The sequence below is a fragment of the Massilia sp. Dwa41.01b genome (assembly GCF_014171775.1).
Taxonomy (GTDB): Bacteria; Pseudomonadota; Gammaproteobacteria; order Burkholderiales; family Burkholderiaceae_D; genus Telluria.
In genome coordinates, this window is sequence record NZ_CP050454.1 from 1,037,354 (window position 1) to 1,055,696 (window position 18,343).

Consider the following 18,343-nt stretch of genomic DNA (forward strand, 5'->3'; position numbering starts at 1 on the left):
CTCAGCCGCGCTGGCGCTGGTGGTTCCAGAGCACGTCGCTGCCGCCGGCAAAGCGGTTCAGCACGCGCGCGAGCACGAACATCAAATCGGACAGGCGGTTCACGTATTGACGCGGCTGCGGATTGATCGTGTCTTCTTTCGACAGGGCGACGATGGCACGTTCGGCGCGGCGGCAGACGGTGCGGCATACGTGGGCGGTAGAAGCCGCGCGCGAGCCGGCCGGCAGGATGAATTCCTTCAGGATCGGCAGGTCGGCATTGTATTTTTCCAGCAGGCCGTCCAGGCGCGCCACGTGCTCGTCCTTGATCATCTGGTAGCCGGGGATGCACAGCTCGCCGCCGAGGTCGAACAGGTCGTGCTGGATGGTGACGAGTTCTTCGCGCAGGTCAGGCGGCATGTCCTCGCACAGCAGCAGGCCGACGAAGGAGTTCAGTTCGTCGACTTCGCCCAGTGCATGGATGCGCGCGCTGTCCTTGCCGGTGCGGCTGCCGTCGCCCAGGCCCGTGCTGCCGTCGTCTCCGGTGCGTGTGGCGATTTTGGAAAGTCGATTACCCATGATTATGTCCAGACCCTGAAAAAGATAGCCCGAGGATACGACAAATCGATGTGATTGTGCTTAGAATCGCAGGATGTCCGCCCCTCTCCAAGCGTCCCCCACCGTGTCCCCCGAGCGCCGCCGCCAGGTCGCCGCGGCGCTGGGCGCAAGGCTGCCCGATGGCGTCGTCCTGCATGCCCCCGAAGACACGCGTCCCTACGAATGCGACAGCCTTGCCGCCTATCGCCAGTTGCCGATGGTCGTCACGCTGCCGCGCAGCGAAGACGAGGTGCTGGCAATCCTGGCCGTCTGCCGCGAACTTGGCGTGCCGATCGTCCCGCGCGGCGCCGGCACCGGCCTGTCCGGCGGCGCTGCCCATTGCCGACGGCGTGGTGTTGTCCACGGCGCGCCTGAACCGGATTGTGCGCGTCGACCCGCTGGCGCGCACGGCGGTCGTGCAGCCGGGCGTGCGCAACCTCGCCATTTCCGACGCGGCCGCGCAGTACGGCCTGTACTACGCGCCCGACCCGTCCTCGCAGATCGCCTGCACCATCGGCGGCAACGTCGCCGAGAACTCGGGCGGCGTGCACTGCCTCAAATACGGCCTCACCGTGCACAACGTGCTGCGCGTGCGCGTGGCCACCATCGACGGGGAAATCATCGAACTGGGCAGCGAGGCGCTGGACGCGCCGGGGCTCGATCTGCTGGCGGTCTTCATCGGCTCGGAAGGCATGCTCGGCATCGTGCTGGAAGCGACCGTCAAGCTGGTGCCGAAACCGGCGGCGGCCCAGGTCATCATGGCGTCTTTCAATGACGTGGTCACCGGCGGCGACGCGGTGGCGAGCGTGATTGCGGCCGGCATCATCCCCGCGGGCCTCGAGATGATGGACCGTACCTCGTCGCGCATGGTCGAACCGTTCGTCCGCGCCGGCTACGATCTCGACGCGGCGGCGATCCTGCTGTGCGAGGCGGACGGCACGCCCCTGGAGGTGGTGGAGGAAATCGAACGCATGACGGCCGTGCTGCAGGCGGCCGGCGCCAGTGCGATCGCGGTGTCGCAGACGGAAGCGGAGCGCATGCGCTTCTGGTCGGGGAGGAAGAACGCCTTCCCGGCGGCGGGGCGCATCTCGCCGGACTACTACTGCATGGACGGCACGATCCCGCGCAAGAAGCTGGCGCAGGTCCTGTCCGGCATCGAGGCAATGGAGCAGACCTACGGCCTGCGCTGCGCGAACGTGTTTCACGCGGGCGACGGCAACCTGCATCCGCTGATCCTGTTCGATGCCAACCAGCCGGGCGAATTCGCCCGTGCCGAAGCCTTTGGCGCGGCCATCCTGGCGCTGTGCGTGGAAGTGGGCGGCACCATCACGGGCGAGCATGGCGTGGGCATGGAGAAGATCAATTCGATGTGCGTGCAGTTCGGACGGCTTGAGCTGGACATGTTCTTCGCCGTGAAGCGCGCTTTTGATGAGCCGATGCTGCTCAACCCGGACAAGGCGATCCCGACGCCGCACCGCTGCGCCGAATTCGGCAAGCTGCACGTGCACAAGGGGAACGTGCCGTTCCCGGACCTTCCACGCTTTTGAAGTCGACCATGGCAGCAATCGAACAATTCAGGGACCAGGTACGCGCGGCCGCGGCAGGCAAGCGCCCCCTGCGCATCCGCGGTGGCGGCAGCAAGGACTGGTATGGCGGGCTGCTGCAAGGCGCCATCCTCGACACCCGCGTCCACACCGGCATCGTCGACTACGAGCCGACGGAACTCGTCATCACGGCGCGCTGCGGCACGCCGCTGGCCGAGATCGAGGCGACCCTCGCCGAACGGAACCAGATGCTGGCCTTCGAGCCGCCGCATTTCGGCGAACATGCCACCTTCGGCGGCGCGGTGGCGGCCGGCTTGTCGGGCCCGCGCCGCGCGAATATAGGCGCCGTGCGCGACTTCGTACTGGGTGCGCAATTGATGGACGGGAAGGGCGAAGTCCTGAAGTTCGGCGGGCAGGTGATGAAGAACGTGGCGGGTTATGACGTCTCGCGCCTGCTGGTCGGTTCGCTCGGCACCCTCGGCCTGTTGCTGGAGGTGTCGGTCAAGGTGCTGCCGCGCGCCTTTGCGGAGACCACGCTGCAATTCCAGATGAGCGAGATCGAGGCTCTGCGCTGCCTGAACGAGTGGGGCGGCCAGCCCCTGCCGATTTCCGCCAGCTGCTGGTGCGAAGGCGTGCTGGCGCTGCGCCTGTCCGGCGCGCGCGCGGTGGACGCAGCCGTCGTTTCGCTCGGCGGCACGGTATTGAATGACGCCGACGCCTTCTGGACGGCGCTGCGCGAGCAGCAGCACGCCTTTTTCAAGGGCGACGCGCCGCTGTGGCGCCTGTCGGTCCCGTCCACGACGAGCGCCATCGTGCTGGGCGGGCCGCAACTGATCGAGTGGGGCGGGGCGCAGCGCTGGCTGCGCGCGGACAGCGCCGCCTTCGATGTCATCCGCCGCGCCGCCGTTGCCGCCGGCGGCCACGCCACCCTGTTCCGTGGTGGCGACAAGTCGGTCGGCGTGTTCCAGCCGCTGGCGCCCGCGGTGGCGCGCATCCACGCGCGGCTGAAGGATGCCTTCGACCCCGCCCACATTTTCAATCCCGGACGAATGCCCTGACATGCAAACCAACCTGGCCGACTTCATCAAGGGCACGCGCGAGGGCGAGGAAGCCGAAGCGATCCTGCGCGCCTGCGTGCACTGCGGCTTCTGCACCGCCACCTGCCCCACTTACCAGCTGCTGGGCGACGAGCTCGATGGCCCGCGCGGACGCATCTACCTGATCAAGGGGGTGCTGGAAGGCGTGGAGCCGACCCGCAAGACCCAGCTCCACCTGGACCGCTGCCTCACCTGCCGCAACTGCGAATCGACCTGCCCGTCGGGCGTGAAGTACGGGCGCCTGGTCGACATCGGCCGCCGGATCGTCGAGCAGAAGGTGCCGCGCACGGCCGCCGACCGCATCAAGCGCACCACCCTCAAGGAACTCCTGCCGCGCAGCGCGTTGTTCAAGACGGGGTTCAGGGCTGGCAGCGCGCTCCGGCCCCTGCTGTCGAAAGGCTTGCAGGACAAGCTGCAGCCGGCGCGCGACCCGGGCCGGTGGCCGACGCGCGCGCACCCGCGCAGGATGCTGGTGCTGGACGGCTGCGTGCAGCCGGCGATGGCGCCGAACATCAACGCGGCCACCGCGCGCGTGCTCGACGCTTTCGGCGTGCAGCTGCTGCGCGCACCGAAGGCCGGCTGCTGCGGCGCGGTGCGCTACCACATGAACGACCAGGACGGCGGGCTGGCCGACATGCGCCGCAATATCGACGCCTGGTGGCCGTACGTCGAGCAGGACGGGCAGGTCGAAGCGATCGTCATGACCGCGTCCGGCTGCGGCGTGACGGTAAAGGAATACGGCCACCTGCTGGCGCATGATCCCGACTATGCGGCCAAGGCGGCGCGCATTGCCTTGCTCACGCGCGACCTGTCGGAGATCCTGCCGGAGTTCGAGGAACAGTTGGCCGAGCGCCTGCGCGGCAAGCTGCGCAAACGCGTCGCCTTCCACCCGCCTTGCACGCTGCAGCACGGCCAGCAAATCCGCGGCAAGGTCGAGGGCCTGCTGCGCGCGGCGGGCGTGGACGTCGTGCTGTGCGCCGACAGCCACCTGTGCTGCGGTTCGGCCGGCACCTATTCGGTGCTGCATCCGGAGATCGCCGACGAATTGCGGATGCGCAAGCTGGCCAACCTGGACGCCACCGGCGCGCAGGCAATCGTCTCGGCCAACATCGGCTGCATCAGCCACCTGCAGGCGGGCACGCAGACCCCGGTGACACACTGGATCGAACTGCTCGACCGGGCGCTCGCCTGAGGGCCTGCCTGCGTCCTGCCCCGGAGGCCGCCCGCCTCCGATCTTCCTGAAGCCATGAACAATCCGGCGCCTACTATCAAAGTGGGCGTCTTGTCAAACTATTCATCTTGGTAACTTTGCGTCCGTGCAATGTTATGCAAGAGTCATTCATATGCATGCCGTGCATACGTTCCAGCCCGGCATCGCATGGGAGAAGCAAAACCACAATAAAAAATCCATACCTCGGAGATGTCGTGAAGCACAACAACAACCTGAACAAGAACACCCTCGCGATAGCGCTGAGCCTGGCTTTCCCGGCTTATGCGGTCGCACAAGTGGCGCCCGCGCCAGAACCGAAGATGGCGCGCGTCGAGGTCACCGGCAGCAGCATCAAACGCACCGAAGCGGAAGCAGCCGGTTCGGTCCAGGTGCTCACGCGCGAGGACATCGAAAAAACCGGCCAGATGACCGCGCTCGGCATCCTGACCTCGACCGCCGCCATCGACACCGACCTGAACTCGGCCACCGCGAGCTCGGGCAGCTTCGCCACCGGCGCCTCGGGCGTGAGCATGCGCGGGCTGACCAAGGTCTCGACCCTGGTCCTGGTCAATGGCCGCCGCATCGCGCCATATGGCCTGGCCGACGGCGCCCAGGAGAACTTCACCAACCTCGACGCCATCGCCAGCGATGCCATCGAGCGCATCGAGATCCTGAAGGACGGCGCGTCGGCCATCTACGGTTCCGACGCCATTGCCGGCGTGGTCAACATCATCCTGCGCAGGGACTTCCAGGGCGCTCGCGTGCGCACCCAGTACCAGGAAGCCCAGCACTTTCACGACCTACGCAGCCGCAACGTGTCGGCCATCGTCGGCTACGGCGACCTCGCCGAGCAGGGTTTCAATACCTACCTCACCGCCGAAGCCTACAAGCGCGACGGCTACTCGCAAGGCGAAATTCGCCCGTTTTACCCGGAATGGCACCGCCAGACACCAGGCCGCTCGACCTGGGACGCGAAGAGTTCGTTCTCGCCAACCGGCAACTACTTCCGCAGCTCCACCAACATCGTCGGAGCCCCAGGCTGCCCGCCGGAAAACATCGACCCGACCGACAAGCTGTGCAAATGGGATGTGCTGCCGTACACGGGCATCACGACCGATAACAAGCGCCATGCCATCGCCAGCATGACCCACTTCCGGATCGGCAGTGTCGCCGATGCCACCTTCGAGATCACCACGGCCGGTACGGAGACCGATTACATCGTGGCGCCGTTCAGCGTCAGCAACCAGACTGCCACCAGCGCGACGAGCATCTGGTACGACGTGTATGGCGGCAAGATGGTCGGCCCGTTCTCGTACCCGAAACTGCCGGTCGGCCATCCGATGAACCCCTACAACGTGCCGACCGAGTACCGTGCGCGCATGATGGACACCGGCAACGGCTTCAACTTCAACCGCACCGAAGCGGACCAGTCGCGCGTGATGCTGTCGCTGCAGGGCACGATCGGCACCTATGACTGGCGCTCGGCCGTGGGCTGGACGACCTCGAACGCAACCAAGTCCACCCGCGCCGTCAGCGCCAGGGGTTACACGGATGCGATCCTCAACCGCACCTACAAGTTCGGGCAGCAGAACGACCCGGCACTGCTCGAGGCGATGTTCCCGGTGCGTACCACCGAGGGCGAGTCCGACGTCAAGTTCTTCGATGCCACCGTCGAGGGCACGCTGCTGCAGCTACCCGCCGGCCCGCTGAAATTCGCGCTCGGCACCGACGTGCGCAGCAACGGCTACTGGATGAAGAGCTCGGAAAATGTGCTGCGTGGCGAGCTGGTGGGCGTGTTCGGCCTGCAGGTCGACGACCGCGTCAGCCAGTACGCGCTGTTCGCCGAAACCGCCGCTCCCTTGAGTCGCCGCATCGAGCTGCAGGCGGCCCTGCGTGCCGACAAGACCGATGGCTTCGAGGCGCACCTGTCGCCGAAGCTGGGCCTGAAATACACGGTGACCGACAGCCTGCTGCTGCGCGCGACGGCATCGGGCGGCTTCCGTGCCCCGAATATCGTTGAGTCCGGCAACGGCCTGGGCCGCAGCTCGGTCGCCGGCAGCGTCGTCGACCCGCGCCGCTGCCCGATCGCCAACCAGCTCAACGCGCTGGTGCAGGGCGCGGCTGGCGCCACCACCGCCGACAAGGCCCAGGCCAACAGCTTCCGCAGCGCGGAATGCCTCGCCAACCTGCCCAGCTTCGTCTCGTCCAACCCGGACCTGAAGCCGGAAACCTCGCGTTCGTTCACGGGCGGTCTCGTGTTCCAGCCGGTGAAGAACTGGTCGACGGCGATCGACTACTACTTCCTCGAGCGCCGCAACGAGATCGGCACCCGCGCGATTACCGACATCCTGAAGAGCGAGGCGGACCTCCCGGCCGGCCAGCTGATCCGTGTCGACAACTCCGCCACCGACAACGAGTTCCTGGCCCTGGTGCGCAAGTATGCGCCGAACAATACCCTCAACTATGGCGGTGTCGGCCAGCTGGGCATGCTCTACAACCCCTACGTCAACAGTGGCCGGACCCGGGTATCGGGGCTCGACTTCGATGCGACGGGCCGCTTCAAGCTCGGCGGCACCGACGTACGCCTGAAACTGGACGGTACCTATGTGCTGAAGTTCCAGCAGTACAGCGTCGCGGCCAATGCCTACGATCCGGACCAGGCAGGCACCTATGATTTCGGGTCGCGCCTGGCGCTGATCGCCCGTGCCTACGTGAAGCAGGGCGAGTTCGACCACGGCCTCACCTGGAACTACAGCAGCGGCTACAGCAACAACAGCCTGGACCAGCCGACTTATTGCGTGACGCAGAAAGTCGCTGCCCAGTACATGGAGGATTGCGAGCGCGTCGGCCACAACACGACCGTGGATTACAGCCTGGCGTACTCGGGGATCCCGCACGTCAGGCTGAGCTTCTACGTGAACAACCTGTTCAACGAGAAGCGTCCGATCGCCTGGCGCGGCGGCTGGAGCGCGACGTCTCCCCAGTTCCGCACCTTCGCGCTGGCAGCCAGCTACACCTTCTGACGGTCGGCAGGTACGGCGCATCGGGGACCAGGCTGCGGCCTGGTCTTTTTACGTGGCCGCAGGCAGCGCATGGTTCGGCGCGCCGGCAGCAGCGCCGGCATGGCCGTGATAGCATCCGTCCCATTCCTGATCCACAAGAGCCAGCAATGAGTTTCGTATTTCGCCTCGTGCGCGAAGAGGGCGGCGACGCGCCCGTCGTCGTCTTCGAGGATTCCACCAGCCCCGGTTTTGTTCCGTTGTGGGAAGAAGTCGGCGTCTATGATTCGCTCTACAACAGCGACGGCAAACCCGCACGCGACGTCTCGCGCAGCATCGCCTATGGCCTGGATCGCATCAGCGAGGAAGCCGCGCTGGCGCGCCTGATCCCTTCCTCGCTGTCCCAGGGCGAAGCGATCCGCTTCCTCGAGGACGTCAACCGTGCCTGCGTCATCCACGGCACGGCGCGCATCGAAACGCGCTGAGGCGCGGCATCCCCAAGTGACGCTGCGGCGTTCGACCAGAAGCGATACCCATGCCACGTCCCACCATCACCATCGAAGGCGAGTCGCCGACCCGCGCGCGCATCGAAGCGCTGCTGCGCGAAGGCGCCGTCCTCGTATTCGACAATTGCGATTTGAGCGGCGCCGATTTCTCGCGCCTGGACCTGCAGGACAGCAGCTTTCGCAACTGCGTCCTGCAAGAGACGGTGTTCTTTGCCGCCCGTCTGGCACGTACCGTGTGGCAGCGCTGCCGTGCGGGCCAGGCCGATTTCGAGGCCAGCGACCTGGTCGACGCGCGCTTTGCCGCCTCGGACCTGAACAATACGAACTGGCGCCGCGCCAGGCTGGCCGCGTGCAGCTTTCGCAGCTGCAAGCTGACCGGTGCCTCTTTTGAAGAGGTGAGTTACCTCGGCCTGTCCTTCGACGATTGCCTGCTGGTGGGCGCCGACCTGCGCCGCATGTCCTTTCGCAAGCTGACGCTCGTCGGGCTGGACTTCGCCGACGCCGACCTGTCGGGCTGCGACTTTCGCGAGGCCGTGTTCGAAGGCGGCAGCCTGCGCGAGGCCCACATCAAGGACACCCGCTTCGACGGCGCCGACCTGCGCGAAGCGGACCTCGGCGGCCTGAAACTCGTGAACGCGAAACAGTTTGCCGGCGCCACCATCTCGCCGCGCCAGGCGGCGGAGCTGGTGCGGGCGCTGGGATTGAACGTTGGCTGAGCGGCTGCAGAAGGGCGCTTGACGGCCAGCAACGGGCATTGCAGCGTCTGTAAGCAAATGCCACGATTGTAAGGAATTGTTAAAACGGTCAACAGCGTCTGTCCGGGCCCCGTTCTTGGTGCAGTGACATGCATTTCGTGCACTACACACGAGAACACATCCAGCAATTACGCTGAGTAACTACACCGAGGAGCTGCACATGAAGAAACTGACCGCCACCCTGATCGCCGGCCTGTTCGCCACCGCTGCATACGCCCAATCCCCGGCCAAGCCGGTTGCGAAAGCCGATACCAAGGCAATGGACTCGAAGACCGCTGTCGTGGTGGACAACAAGGACGTGAAGGCTACCGTGAATGGCGAAGCCAAAGTTGCCGCGAACGACCAGAGCAAGGACGCCGGCGCTGCGGCTGCAGTGAAGTCGGACGACAAAAAGTCCAAGGCAACGGCCAGGCATGACACGAAACACAGCAAGAAATCCAAGTCGCATACCGCCACCGAGTCGGCGACCGGCACCAGCGGTGCCAGCGGCATGACCGGCAGCAGCGCCACCCCGCCTGCCAGCGCCAACACCGATGTCGGCAACACCACCGTGACCACGAGCACGGAAGCAACTGGCGCCACCGGCAGCACCGGCGCAACGGGCGCCACCGCGGGCGCTGCCGCTACCGGCGCGACCAGCACCGATACCCCTGCCACCCCAGCCGTGCCGCCGACCGTCACCCCGACCGTCAGCCCGTCCGCAACCAAGTAAGCCTTGTCGTAGCAGACCCCAAGCCCGCGTCATCGCGGGCTTTTTTTTGACCATCTATTCCTGGCTGCCGCTGGCGCAACAAGGACGCTACGCAGTGATGGCGGTCGACAAGCCCTACCAGTCGGACGCACCGCAGCAGGGGGAGCCTGGCAGCGCGCTGGGCTGCGCCGGCGCCTTCAACGAACACTTTTCGTACGACCTTTGGCTTGCCACCTTGAAGACGGCGCTGCGTCACGCCCTGGCGCGGCCTGAGGTGGACCGTACGCGCGTACTGGTAGTCGGCATCTCGGAAGGCGGGGTCATGGCGGCGGGGCTGGCACGGGCGCTTCCAGAGGTGACCGATGTCGTGCTGCTCGGCGCAAACGGACCGACGCAGCTGTACGACCAGGCCGTCAAGATCTACCGCTCGGCCGACAGCGACGAGGTCAAGCTGCTGCGCCTGCAGGAGCTCGATGCCATCGTGAATGCCATCCAGGCCGATCCGGCCAGCACCAGCAAGTTCGCCTGGGGCCACACCTACCTGCGCTGGAGCAGCTTCTTCGCCCATGCGCCGGCCGACGACCTGGCGCACGCAAAGGCGCGTGTCTACATCGCCAGCGGCATGCAGGACACCCGCGTGCCTGTCCTGTCGACGGAGGTGATGTACGCGCAGCTGGGTGCGCAGGGCAGGGACGTGAGTTTCCGGCGCGTGCCGGCTGCGGCCCACAACCTGGCGCCGGAAGGCAGGCCGCTGCCGGAGGCGCAGAAGGAATACGACGCCTTCATGGCCTGGTTCGACAAGCGTTGACAGCTACGTCCTAGAACGCTTCCCAGCCGGCCTCGATGCTCGCCGTCTGGCGGATCGATGCCACCGGACGCCGGGCAAGGCGTGGCGCGGGCGCTGCCTTTGCTGCCGGCACCGGCAGCGCTGCGCGCGTCTGTTCCGCGGCGGCGACCTTGAACACGGCCACGACCGGGCCAGCCGGGCCGCCTGGTCCTGCATCGCTTCGGCGGCCGCTGCCGCTTCCTCGACGAGCGACGCGTTCTGTTGCGTGACCTGGTCCATCTGGATAACGGCCATATTGATTTGCTCGATGCCGGCCGTCTGCTCCTGGCTGGCCGCGGTGATCTCGCCCATGATGTCCGTGACGCTGCGCACGCTCGCCACCACCTCATCCATCGTGGCGCCCGCATGGTCGACCAGCTTTGCCCCGATATCGACCTTCGACACCGAATCGTCGATCAGGAGCTTGATTTCCTTGGCCGCCGCCGCCGAACGCTGTGCAAGCGTGCGCACTTCGGAAGCGACGACGGCGAAGCCGCGGCCCTGTTCACCGGCACGTGCCGCCTCCACTGCCGCATTCAGGGCAAGGATATTGGTCTGGAACGCGATACTGTCGATCACGCCAATGATATCGACGATCTTCCTCGACGACGCGTTGATCGAGGCCATGGTATCGACCACCTGCGATACCACCGCGCCTCCGCGCTCGGCCACTGCCGAGGCCGACGAAGCCAGCTGGTTGGCCTGGCGTGCGTTGTCGGCGTTCTGCTTGACCGTCGAGGTCAGTTCTTCCATCGACGATGCCGTTTCTTCGAGCGAGCTGGCCTGCTCCTCGGTGCGCGAGGACAGGTCCAGGTTACCGGCGGCGATCTGGCTCGATGCCGATGCGATCGTGTCCGTGCCGCTGCGTACCTGGCCGACGATGCCCGCCAGGCTGTCGCGCATGGCCTTCATGGCGAACAGCATGCTGTTGCTGTCGCCCTGGCGCAGCTCGACGGAAACGGTGAGGTCGCCCCCGGCGATCGCGCTGGCGATGGCGCCGGCATAGGCGGGTTCTCCGCCGAGCTGGCGCGTCAGGCCGCGGGTGATGAGCATGCCCAGGGCGATGCCGGCTGCGGCGCTGCCGAGCACCAGCGTCAGCATCATCGTTCGGCTTGAACGGTAGAGGGCGGCGATGTCCACAGCGGCGGCGGCGGCATTCTGCGCTTTCAGGTTCGCCAGGTCGGTCATGCGGTTGTCGACCGCGTTGGCAACAGGCACGACGGTAGTGAACAGATAGTCGACCGAGGCGCGCTTTTCCTGCAATGCCTCGCCCGCTGCGCGCTTTGTCGTTTCCGCGATCATGGCTTCGTATTCACGCACACCGGCGCCAACCTCGGCGAGCATCTGCTTGCCCTTGTCCGTGTAGAACAGCGGGCCAGCCTTGTCGAGGTTCGCCTTCAGTTGGGCGCGGGCCTTGTCGAGGCCGGCCGCCGCGCTCTGGCGCTCTTGCTCGGTCGAGGCCAGCAAAAGGCTGCGCACGCCGCGGCCCACATAGATCAGGTTGATGTTGGCTTCCTTGACATACGAAACGCCTAGCAGCTCCTGTTCATAGAGCTTGCTCGCGCTGTCATTGATGCGCGACATATTAAAAATGCCGATTGCAGCGACGACCGCACTGAGCACCGACAGGATCAGGAAGCCGGCGATGAGGCGGGTACCCACCTTCATATGGTTAAACATGGGATTGTTCCAGGGACAGGTTAAATAGAGGGATCAGGCGGCCAGGCGTTCGACCAGGCCGAGTTCTTCGGAGGACAGCAGACGTTCGATATCGAGCAGGATCAGCATGCGTCCCTCGACGGTACCGATCCCGCGCAGGAAGTCGGTATCGAGTCCGGTGCCCATACGCGGTGCCGGGCGGATCTCGTCAGCACCGAGGCTGATGACGTCCGAGACGCTGTCGACCACCATGCCGATCACGCTGCCGGCAATGTTCAGGACGATGACGACGCCGCCAGCGGCCTGCTCGGGCATGGGGAGTCCGAAGCGCAGGCGCAGGTCAACGATCGGAACCATGATGCCGCGCAGGTTGATCACGCCCTTGATATGGGGCGGGGTGCCGGCGATGCGGGTCGCCGTACCGCATTCCCGGATTTCCTGCACTTTCAGGATGTCGACGCCGTATTCTTCCTGGCCGAGCCGGAAGGCAAGGGCTTCGATCGTAGCTTGTTTGATTGTCATGGCCGATGGTTTCAAAATTGGAGCAGGCAGCGCCTGTTCGCACGCATGCACGATATCAGTGCATGTGATTGATTCCAATAGGAAACAAAAGCCCGAAATCGCTAGCGAAACGTCATCAACAAGGCGTTTGTACAATACAAGCAGGGAGCCGGTCCTTATTGCCGTGTCGAAACACTTTGTTGTCCAATACAAGCGACGGACAGGCTAAACGCGACAAAATTGCTGAGCGTTTCTTTGGCGCAACGAAAAAGTGCGGGCCTGTCAAGCTTTCGCCGTCCGGTGCTGGGCAGTGACGGCACCGGCACCGTGCTCGACGCGCCAGAAATGCAGGGCAGGTTCGATGGCGTCGAGAGACTGGAAGACGTACACACCCGGCAAACGCGGAAGGCCGGCAGGCGCACCGGCGCCGCCGGCCCATAGCATGCACCGCGCGGGCAGGGCTGCGCGCAGCGCCGCGATGGAGCGCGCAACGTTCCTTCTTGGGAAAGAAGCGCTGAATGACAGGGCCACGATGTCGGCTGCAGCTTCGGTCGCTGCAGCCGCCACTTCGCCCGATGGGAGGTCGCTGCCGAGCTGGATGCACTCCACCTCGAACGTCGCCAGGACCGCCTCCACCATCATGTTCCCCAGCACGTGCTGTTCGCCCGTCAGCGTGGCCAGCAAGGCTTTCGGCCCGCGGTCCCCGGCTGTCCGCACGGCCGCCTGCTTGGCATGCAATATCGATTTGGCGATCTGCGTGTACAAGTGTTCGCAACGTACCGGCAGCGCGCCGCTTGCCCAGGCCGCGCCCACGGCCGTCGTCAGGGGCGCGAGGAACTCCAGGATAAAACGGCGCAAGCCGAGATCGAGCAGACGGTACTGGAGATGGCCGTGCAGTTCGGCGACGCGGTATTCGCGTAGCAGGTCCATGATCTGCTGGTACTGCGCATCTGAGGCGCCGGCATTCGCAAGGCTTGCCAGGGAGGGGGCAAGGACCGTTTCTCCACCCGCGAATATCTTGCCAGGGCGGACGCCTTGGGCCATCAGGCGCCGCGCGGCGAGGAGACGCTCGACCTGGCCAGGCGGGTAGACCCGGTCGCCGTTGCGGTCACGCAGCGGTTGTGGAAAGCCGTAACGCCTTTCCCACATCCGCAGTGTTGCCGGCCGTATTCCAGTCTGGCGTTCTACCTCGGTAATGGTCAATAACTCTGTAACGGATGGCGAATCGCTTCTGGAGGTCACGCTGGGCACGCTTTGACTATCGGACAAGGTCCCCAGACTAATGGAAAGGGAGCAGGCGCAGCGCACGAGCGTGCGCCGCGCGGACAAGCTGTCCAGCCGCGTGGCTTGCCCGGGGCGGAATCAGGCGCCGAGTTCCCGCTCGATATCGGCTGCGATCTGTTCCGGTTTCGTCGTCGGCGCGTAGCGCTTGAGGACGCGGCCATCGCGGCCGACGAGGAATTTGGTGAAGTTCCACTTGATGGCCTGGGTGCCGAGCAGGCCCGGCGCTTCGCGCTTCAAGTACTGGAACAGGGGATGGGCCCCGTCGCCGTTGACGTCGACCTTGGCGAACAGCGGGAAGCTGACGCCGTAGTTCTTTTCGCAGAACGCCCCGATCTGCGCCGCGTCGCCGGGCTCCTGCTGGCCGAACTGGTTGCAGGGGAAGCCCAGCACCTCCACCCCGCGTGCGCGGAACTGCTGGTAGACCTGCTCGAGACCCTTGTACTGCGGCGTGAAGCCGCAGGCGCTGGCGGTGTTGACGATGAGGAGCAGCTTGCCGCGGTAGCGCGACAGGTCGGCCGCGCTACCGTCGAGCAGCGTGGCCTCGAAATCGAAGACGTTGGATGGGTTCATTCCTGGATGATACCAAGAGTCCCGCTATCATCCGAAAACGATGCGCGGACGATACCGGAAGTCCCGGTATCTCCAGAGAGGCGCGTGCGCCTACACCAAACCGAGGTGCTCGGTTCCGGCCGAGAAATCGCGGTTCTTCATGTGCTTGCTGTTGAGCTTGATGGTGAGGCGCAGGTCGTTCACCGAGTCGGCATTGCGCAGCGCGTCTTCATAGCTGATCTTGTCGGCCTCGTGCAGGTCGAACAGGGCCTGGTCGAAGGTCTGCATGCCCAGCTCGCGCGACTTCTTCATGATTTCCTTGAGCTCGTGGACGTCGCCCTTGAAGATCAAATCCGAAATCAAGGGCGTGTTGAGCATGATCTCCATCGCCACCACGCGGCCCTTGTCCTCCTTGCGCGGGATGAGGCGCTGCGAAATCAGGCCGCGCATGTTCAGCGACAGGTCCATCAGGAGCTGCTGGCGGCGCTCTTCGGGGAAGAAGTTGATGATGCGGTCGAGCGCCTGGTTGGCGCTGTTGGCGTGCAGCGTGGCCAGGCACAGGTGGCCGGTTTCGGCAAAGGCGATCGCGTGTTCCATCGTTTCGCGGTCGCGGATCTCGCCGATCTGGATCACGTCCGGCGCCTGGCGCAGGGAGTTCTTCAGCGCCGCCTCGAACGAGTCGGTGTCCACGCCCACTTCGCGCTGGGTGATCACGCAGTTCCTGTGCGGGTGGACGAATTCGACCGGATCCTCGATGGTGATGATGTGGCCGTAGCTGTTCTCGTTGCGGTAGCCGACCATGGCCGCCAGCGTCGTCGACTTGCCCGAGCCGGTGGCGCCGACCATGATCACGAGGCCGCGCTTGGTCATGATCACGTCCTTCAGGACGGGCGGCAATTCCAGGTCCTCGAGCTTCGGGATCTGGGTGGTGATCGTACGCAGCACCATGCCGACGTTGCTCATCTGGACAAAGGCGGACACGCGGAAGCGTCCCAGGTCGCCCGGGCTGATCGCGAAGTTCGCTTCGCGCGTGAGCTCGAAGCCGGCGGTCTGCTTGTCGTTCATGATCGAACGCGCCAGGTCGGACGTGTGGGCGGCCGTCAGCGGCTGGTTCGACACCGGCGTCATCTTGCCGTCGATCTTGATCGCGGGCGGGAAGCCGGCCGTGATGAACAGGTCGGAGCCGCCCTTGCTTACCATCAGGCGCAGCAGGTCGAACATGAATTTTGAGGCCTGGTCGCGTTCCATCGCGGTCCTTTAGGTATTGAAACGTGTTGATTGTCGCGTTCACAAAGCCGCGGGCGGCGACGCCGCCAGAGGCTTGTCGAGACCCGCTTAACCCGGGAAGTTTTCCGGGATTTTAGCCGCTGCGCGGGCAGCCGAGCTCGAAATGATGTTACGGCGTACCAGGTCGGTCAGGTTCTGGTCCAGCGTCTGCATGCCCGTATTGCTGCCGGTCTGGATTGCCGAGTACATCTGCGCGATCTTCGCTTCGCGGATCAGGTTGCGGATTGCCGGCGTGCCGATCATGATCTCGTGCGCGGCCACGCGGCCCGAGCCGTCCTTGGTTTTCAGCAGGGTCTGCGAAATGACGGCCTGCAGCGACTCCGACAGCATCGCACGGACCATCTCTTTTTCCTCGGCCGGGAAGACGTCGACGATACGGTCGATGGTCTTGGCCGCCGACGAGGTGTGCAGGGTGCCGAAGACGAGGTGGCCGGTTTCCGCCGCCGACAAGGCGAGACGGATGGTCTCGAGGTCGCGCAATTCGCCGACCAGGATGGCGTCGGGGTCTTCGCGCAGCGCCGAGCGCAGGGAATTCGAGAACGACAACGTGTGCGGGCCGACTTCGCGCTGGTTGATCAGGCACTTCTTCGACTCGTGCACGAATTCGATCGGGTCCTCGATGGTGAGGATGTGGCCGTATTCGTTTTCGTTGAGGTGGTTGACCATCGCCGCCAGCGTCGTCGACTTGCCCGAGCCGGTAGGGCCCGTGACCAGCACCAGGCCGCGCGGCTTGAGGGCCAGGTCGCCGAAGATCTTCGGGGCGTTCAGTTCTTCCAGCGTCAGGATCTTCGACGGAATGGTACGCAGCACAGCGGCAGCGCCACGCTCCTGGTTGAAGGCGTTGACGCGGAAACGCGCCAGGCCCGGAATCGAGAACGAGAAGTCGACCTCCATGACTTCCTCGTACTGCTTGCGCTGGCCGTCGTTCATGATGTCGTACACCATGGCATGCACGTCCTTGTGCTCGAGCGGCGGCAGGTTGATGCGGCGTACGTCGCCATGCACGCGGATCATCGGCGGCAGGCCGGCCGAGAGGTGCAAGTCGGAAGCCTTGTTCTTCACCGAGAAGGCGAGTAATTCTGAGATGTCCATTTATAATCCTGTGCAGTGAAGGGCGCTCCTGGCCGCTCTTCGGCAGACGCTCTCCAGCATCGTCCCGAATATTGCCCCATAGAAAACGATTATGTCCACAATCGCTGCCAACTTGCAAGCTGTCGAAGCGACAATCGCGGCCGCCACCGAGGCTGCCGGGCGGCCCCGTTCGACCGTCCAGCTGCTGGCCGTGTCGAAGACTTTCCCCACGGAAGCAGTGCTGGAAGCCATCGCGGCGGGCCAGCGCGCCTTCGGCGAAAACTATCTGCAGGAAGGCGTCGAAAAAATCGCCGCCGTGGCGCGCGCGCAACCTGACCTGTCCCTGGAGTGGCATTTCATCGGTCCGATCCAGAGCAACAAGACAAAACCGATCGCCACCCATTTCGACTGGGTGCACACGGTCGAGCGCATCAAGATCGCCCAGCGCCTGTCCGAGCAGCGCCCGCCCGAGCGCGGTCCCCTGAACATCTGCTTGCAGGTAAACATCAGCGGTGAAGTCACCAAGAGCGGCGCCACCGCCGCCGAACTGCCCGAGCTGGCACGCCAGGTGGCGGCGCTGCCGAACCTGCGCCTGCGCGGCCTGATGGCCATTCCCGAACCGCAAAGCGACCCGGCGCTGCAGCGCGCCGCCTTCGCCACGCTGCGCCGGCTCGGCGAAAGCCTGCGCGCCGACGGCCTGATGGTCGACACCCTGTCGATGGGCATGTCGGGCGACATGGGGGCCGCCATCCTCGAAGGCGCGACCATCGTGCGCGTCGGCAGTGCCATCTTCGGTGCGCGCGAATACCACTAAGGAATCGACACGACATGAACATCGCTTTCATCGGCGGCGGCAACATGGCCACTGCGCTCATCGCCGGCCTGGTCAAGCAGTTGGGCGGCGCGGCCCGGATCCACGTCGTGGACCCGAACCAGGAAGCGCTGGCGCGTCTCGCGGCCAGTTACGGGGTGACGACGGCGGCAGTCATCGACGGCGCGGTGGCCGGCTGCGAGGTGATCGTGCTGGCCGTGAAACCGCAGCAGATGCGCGAGGTTGCCGCCACGCTGGCACCGCGGCTGGGCGGCGCGCCCTTGCTCTTGTCGATCGCGGCCGGCATCCGCAGCGCCGACCTCGCACGCTGGCTCGGCTACGGCACCATCGTGCGCGCGATGCCCAATACCCCGGCCCTGATCGGCATGGGCATCACCGGCATGGTGGCCACCGCCGCAGTCAGCCCGGCCCAGCGCGCCGCGGCCGACCAGGTCATGGCGGCGGTCGGGCAGACGGTCTGGCTGGACGACGAAGCGCTGATCGACCCGGTGACGGCGGTGTCGGGCAGCGGGCCGGCCTATGTCTTCTATTTTCTGGAAGCGATGGAGGCGGCGGCCGCCGAGATGGGCCTCTCCAGTGCGCAAGGCAAGGCGCTGGCGCTGGCCACCTTCATGGGCGCGGCCCAGTTGGCGGCGCAGTCGGACGAGCCCTTGGACGTGCTGCGCCAGCGCGTGACCTCGAAAGGCGGCACCACGCACGCAGCCATCATCAGCATGGAGGCGTCGGGCGTGAAGGAAGCGATCATGGCCGCGATGAAGGCGGCAGCGGCCCGCGGGCGCGAGCTGGGCGACGAGTTGGGACGCGACGGGTAATGCAACGCATGCCGGTAGTGACGCGGCGCGAGGTTCAGACGGCGCTTGAACTTTACAGCGTGGGCACGGGGCGCCCACCCTACGGTCACCGCCGCAGCCCGTAGGGTGGGCGCCCCGTGCCCACGCGGACTCGTAGGGTGATCGGC

Annotated in this window: 16 protein-coding genes and 1 pseudogene; 10 read left to right on the plus strand and 7 right to left on the minus strand. The window is 65.4% G+C overall.

All coding sequences use genetic code 11. The features are described from left to right. Window position 1: 1 nt before the first annotated feature. Window positions 2-556 carry a cob(I)yrinic acid a,c-diamide adenosyltransferase gene (locus tag G4G28_RS04745; protein ID WP_182991042.1) on the minus strand — a complete coding sequence of 185 codons (555 nt, stop codon included), beginning with the start codon at window positions 554-556 and terminating at the stop codon, window positions 2-4. A gap of 73 nt (window positions 557-629) precedes the next feature. On the opposite strand from G4G28_RS04745, the pseudogene G4G28_RS04750 reads away from it, so the two are divergent. The 8 genes and pseudogenes from G4G28_RS04750 to G4G28_RS04785 all read left to right on the plus strand — a co-directional run bounded on the left by G4G28_RS04750 (window position 630) and on the right by G4G28_RS04785 (window position 10,184). Further along, a pseudogene (locus G4G28_RS04750) lies at window positions 630-2,121 on the plus strand (FAD-linked oxidase C-terminal domain-containing protein). Between the two features lie 8 nt (window positions 2,122-2,129). Further along, window positions 2,130-3,176: a glycolate oxidase subunit GlcE gene (gene glcE / locus G4G28_RS04755; RefSeq protein ID WP_183108096.1), complete on the plus strand. Its 1,047-nt coding sequence runs from the start codon at window positions 2,130-2,132 to the stop codon at window positions 3,174-3,176. 1 nt (window position 3,177) lies between these two features. Further along, window positions 3,178-4,407 carry a glycolate oxidase subunit GlcF gene (gene glcF / locus G4G28_RS04760; protein WP_182991045.1) on the plus strand — a complete coding sequence of 410 codons (1,230 nt, stop codon included), beginning with the start codon at window positions 3,178-3,180 and terminating at the stop codon, window positions 4,405-4,407. Between the two features lie 233 nt (window positions 4,408-4,640). Then, window positions 4,641-7,448, plus strand: coding sequence for a TonB-dependent receptor domain-containing protein (locus tag G4G28_RS04765; protein WP_229425460.1), 2,808 nt, complete (start codon window positions 4,641-4,643; stop codon window positions 7,446-7,448). 146 nt (window positions 7,449-7,594) lie between these two features. Continuing rightward, window positions 7,595-7,909, plus strand: a complete 315-nt coding sequence (locus G4G28_RS04770; protein ID WP_182991047.1) for a hypothetical protein — start codon at window positions 7,595-7,597, stop codon at window positions 7,907-7,909. Window positions 7,910-7,959: 50 nt separating this feature from the next. Further along, window positions 7,960-8,646, plus strand: coding sequence for a pentapeptide repeat-containing protein (locus G4G28_RS04775; protein ID WP_182991048.1), 687 nt, complete (start codon window positions 7,960-7,962; stop codon window positions 8,644-8,646). Window positions 8,647-8,845: 199 nt separating this feature from the next. After that, the gene (locus G4G28_RS04780) at window positions 8,846-9,397 is read left to right on the plus strand and encodes a hypothetical protein (protein WP_182991049.1); all 552 of its coding nucleotides are present in this window, start codon (window positions 8,846-8,848) and stop codon (window positions 9,395-9,397) included. A 46-nt stretch (window positions 9,398-9,443) separates the two neighbouring features. Next, window positions 9,444-10,184 (plus strand): S9 family peptidase, encoded by a 741-nt coding sequence (locus G4G28_RS04785; protein WP_229425461.1) that lies wholly within the window; start codon window positions 9,444-9,446, stop codon window positions 10,182-10,184. 3 nt (window positions 10,185-10,187) lie between these two features. Here the strand turns inward: G4G28_RS04785 and G4G28_RS04790 are convergent, their stop codons facing one another. From G4G28_RS04790 to G4G28_RS04815, 6 genes are all read right to left on the minus strand, one after another. Further along, a complete protein-coding gene (locus tag G4G28_RS04790; RefSeq protein ID WP_229507895.1) occupies window positions 10,188-11,882 on the minus strand; it encodes a methyl-accepting chemotaxis protein in 1,695 nt (564 codons plus the stop codon). A gap of 33 nt (window positions 11,883-11,915) precedes the next feature. Further along, entirely contained in the window at window positions 11,916-12,383 is a 468-nt protein-coding gene (locus tag G4G28_RS04795) for a chemotaxis protein CheW (RefSeq protein WP_182991051.1), read from the minus strand. Window positions 12,384-12,644: 261 nt separating this feature from the next. Continuing rightward, window positions 12,645-13,565, minus strand: a complete 921-nt coding sequence (locus G4G28_RS04800; protein ID WP_210283282.1) for a MerR family transcriptional regulator — start codon at window positions 13,563-13,565, stop codon at window positions 12,645-12,647. A 159-nt stretch (window positions 13,566-13,724) separates the two neighbouring features. Beyond that, window positions 13,725-14,216, minus strand: coding sequence for a glutathione peroxidase (locus G4G28_RS04805; protein WP_182991053.1), 492 nt, complete (start codon window positions 14,214-14,216; stop codon window positions 13,725-13,727). A gap of 90 nt (window positions 14,217-14,306) precedes the next feature. Then, window positions 14,307-15,443, minus strand: a complete 1,137-nt coding sequence (locus G4G28_RS04810; RefSeq protein WP_182991054.1) for a PilT/PilU family type 4a pilus ATPase — start codon at window positions 15,441-15,443, stop codon at window positions 14,307-14,309. Between the two features lie 87 nt (window positions 15,444-15,530). Continuing rightward, window positions 15,531-16,574 carry a type IV pilus twitching motility protein PilT gene (locus tag G4G28_RS04815; protein ID WP_182991055.1) on the minus strand — a complete coding sequence of 348 codons (1,044 nt, stop codon included), beginning with the start codon at window positions 16,572-16,574 and terminating at the stop codon, window positions 15,531-15,533. Between the two features lie 91 nt (window positions 16,575-16,665). Here G4G28_RS04815 and G4G28_RS04820 point away from each other — a divergent pair, with 91 nt between their 5' ends. Together G4G28_RS04820 and proC are read left to right on the plus strand one after the other, a co-directional pair. Beyond that, window positions 16,666-17,367 carry a YggS family pyridoxal phosphate-dependent enzyme gene (locus G4G28_RS04820; RefSeq protein ID WP_183108097.1) on the plus strand — a complete coding sequence of 234 codons (702 nt, stop codon included), beginning with the start codon at window positions 16,666-16,668 and terminating at the stop codon, window positions 17,365-17,367. A 14-nt stretch (window positions 17,368-17,381) separates the two neighbouring features. Continuing rightward, window positions 17,382-18,197 carry a pyrroline-5-carboxylate reductase gene (proC, locus tag G4G28_RS04825; protein WP_182991056.1) on the plus strand — a complete coding sequence of 272 codons (816 nt, stop codon included), beginning with the start codon at window positions 17,382-17,384 and terminating at the stop codon, window positions 18,195-18,197. The last annotated feature ends 146 nt before the right edge of the window (window positions 18,198-18,343 follow it).

Bases quoted from the DNA above. Each gene is read 5' to 3' on its own strand.
- G4G28_RS04820 (WP_183108097.1), top strand. From the start codon at position 16,666: ATGTCCACAATCGCTGCCAACTTGCAAGCTGTCGAAGCGACAATCGCG.
- glcF (WP_182991045.1), top strand. From the start codon at position 3,178: ATGCAAACCAACCTGGCCGACTTCATCAAGGGCACGCGCGAGGGCGAG.
- G4G28_RS04790 (WP_229507895.1), bottom strand. From the start codon at position 11,882: ATGTTTAACCATATGAAGGTGGGTACCCGCCTCATCGCCGGCTTCCTG.
- G4G28_RS04775 (WP_182991048.1), top strand. From the start codon at position 7,960: ATGCCACGTCCCACCATCACCATCGAAGGCGAGTCGCCGACCCGCGCG.
- G4G28_RS04805 (WP_182991053.1), bottom strand. From the start codon at position 14,216: ATGAACCCATCCAACGTCTTCGATTTCGAGGCCACGCTGCTCGACGGT.
- G4G28_RS04745 (WP_182991042.1), bottom strand. From the start codon at position 556: ATGGGTAATCGACTTTCCAAAATCGCCACACGCACCGGAGACGACGGC.
- proC (WP_182991056.1), top strand. From the start codon at position 17,382: ATGAACATCGCTTTCATCGGCGGCGGCAACATGGCCACTGCGCTCATC.
- G4G28_RS04780 (WP_182991049.1), top strand. From the start codon at position 8,846: ATGAAGAAACTGACCGCCACCCTGATCGCCGGCCTGTTCGCCACCGCT.
- G4G28_RS04770 (WP_182991047.1), top strand. From the start codon at position 7,595: ATGAGTTTCGTATTTCGCCTCGTGCGCGAAGAGGGCGGCGACGCGCCC.
- G4G28_RS04810 (WP_182991054.1), bottom strand. From the start codon at position 15,443: ATGGAACGCGACCAGGCCTCAAAATTCATGTTCGACCTGCTGCGCCTG.
- G4G28_RS04815 (WP_182991055.1), bottom strand. From the start codon at position 16,574: ATGGACATCTCAGAATTACTCGCCTTCTCGGTGAAGAACAAGGCTTCC.
- glcE (WP_183108096.1), top strand. From the start codon at position 2,130: ATGGCAGCAATCGAACAATTCAGGGACCAGGTACGCGCGGCCGCGGCA.
- G4G28_RS04795 (WP_182991051.1), bottom strand. From the start codon at position 12,383: ATGACAATCAAACAAGCTACGATCGAAGCCCTTGCCTTCCGGCTCGGC.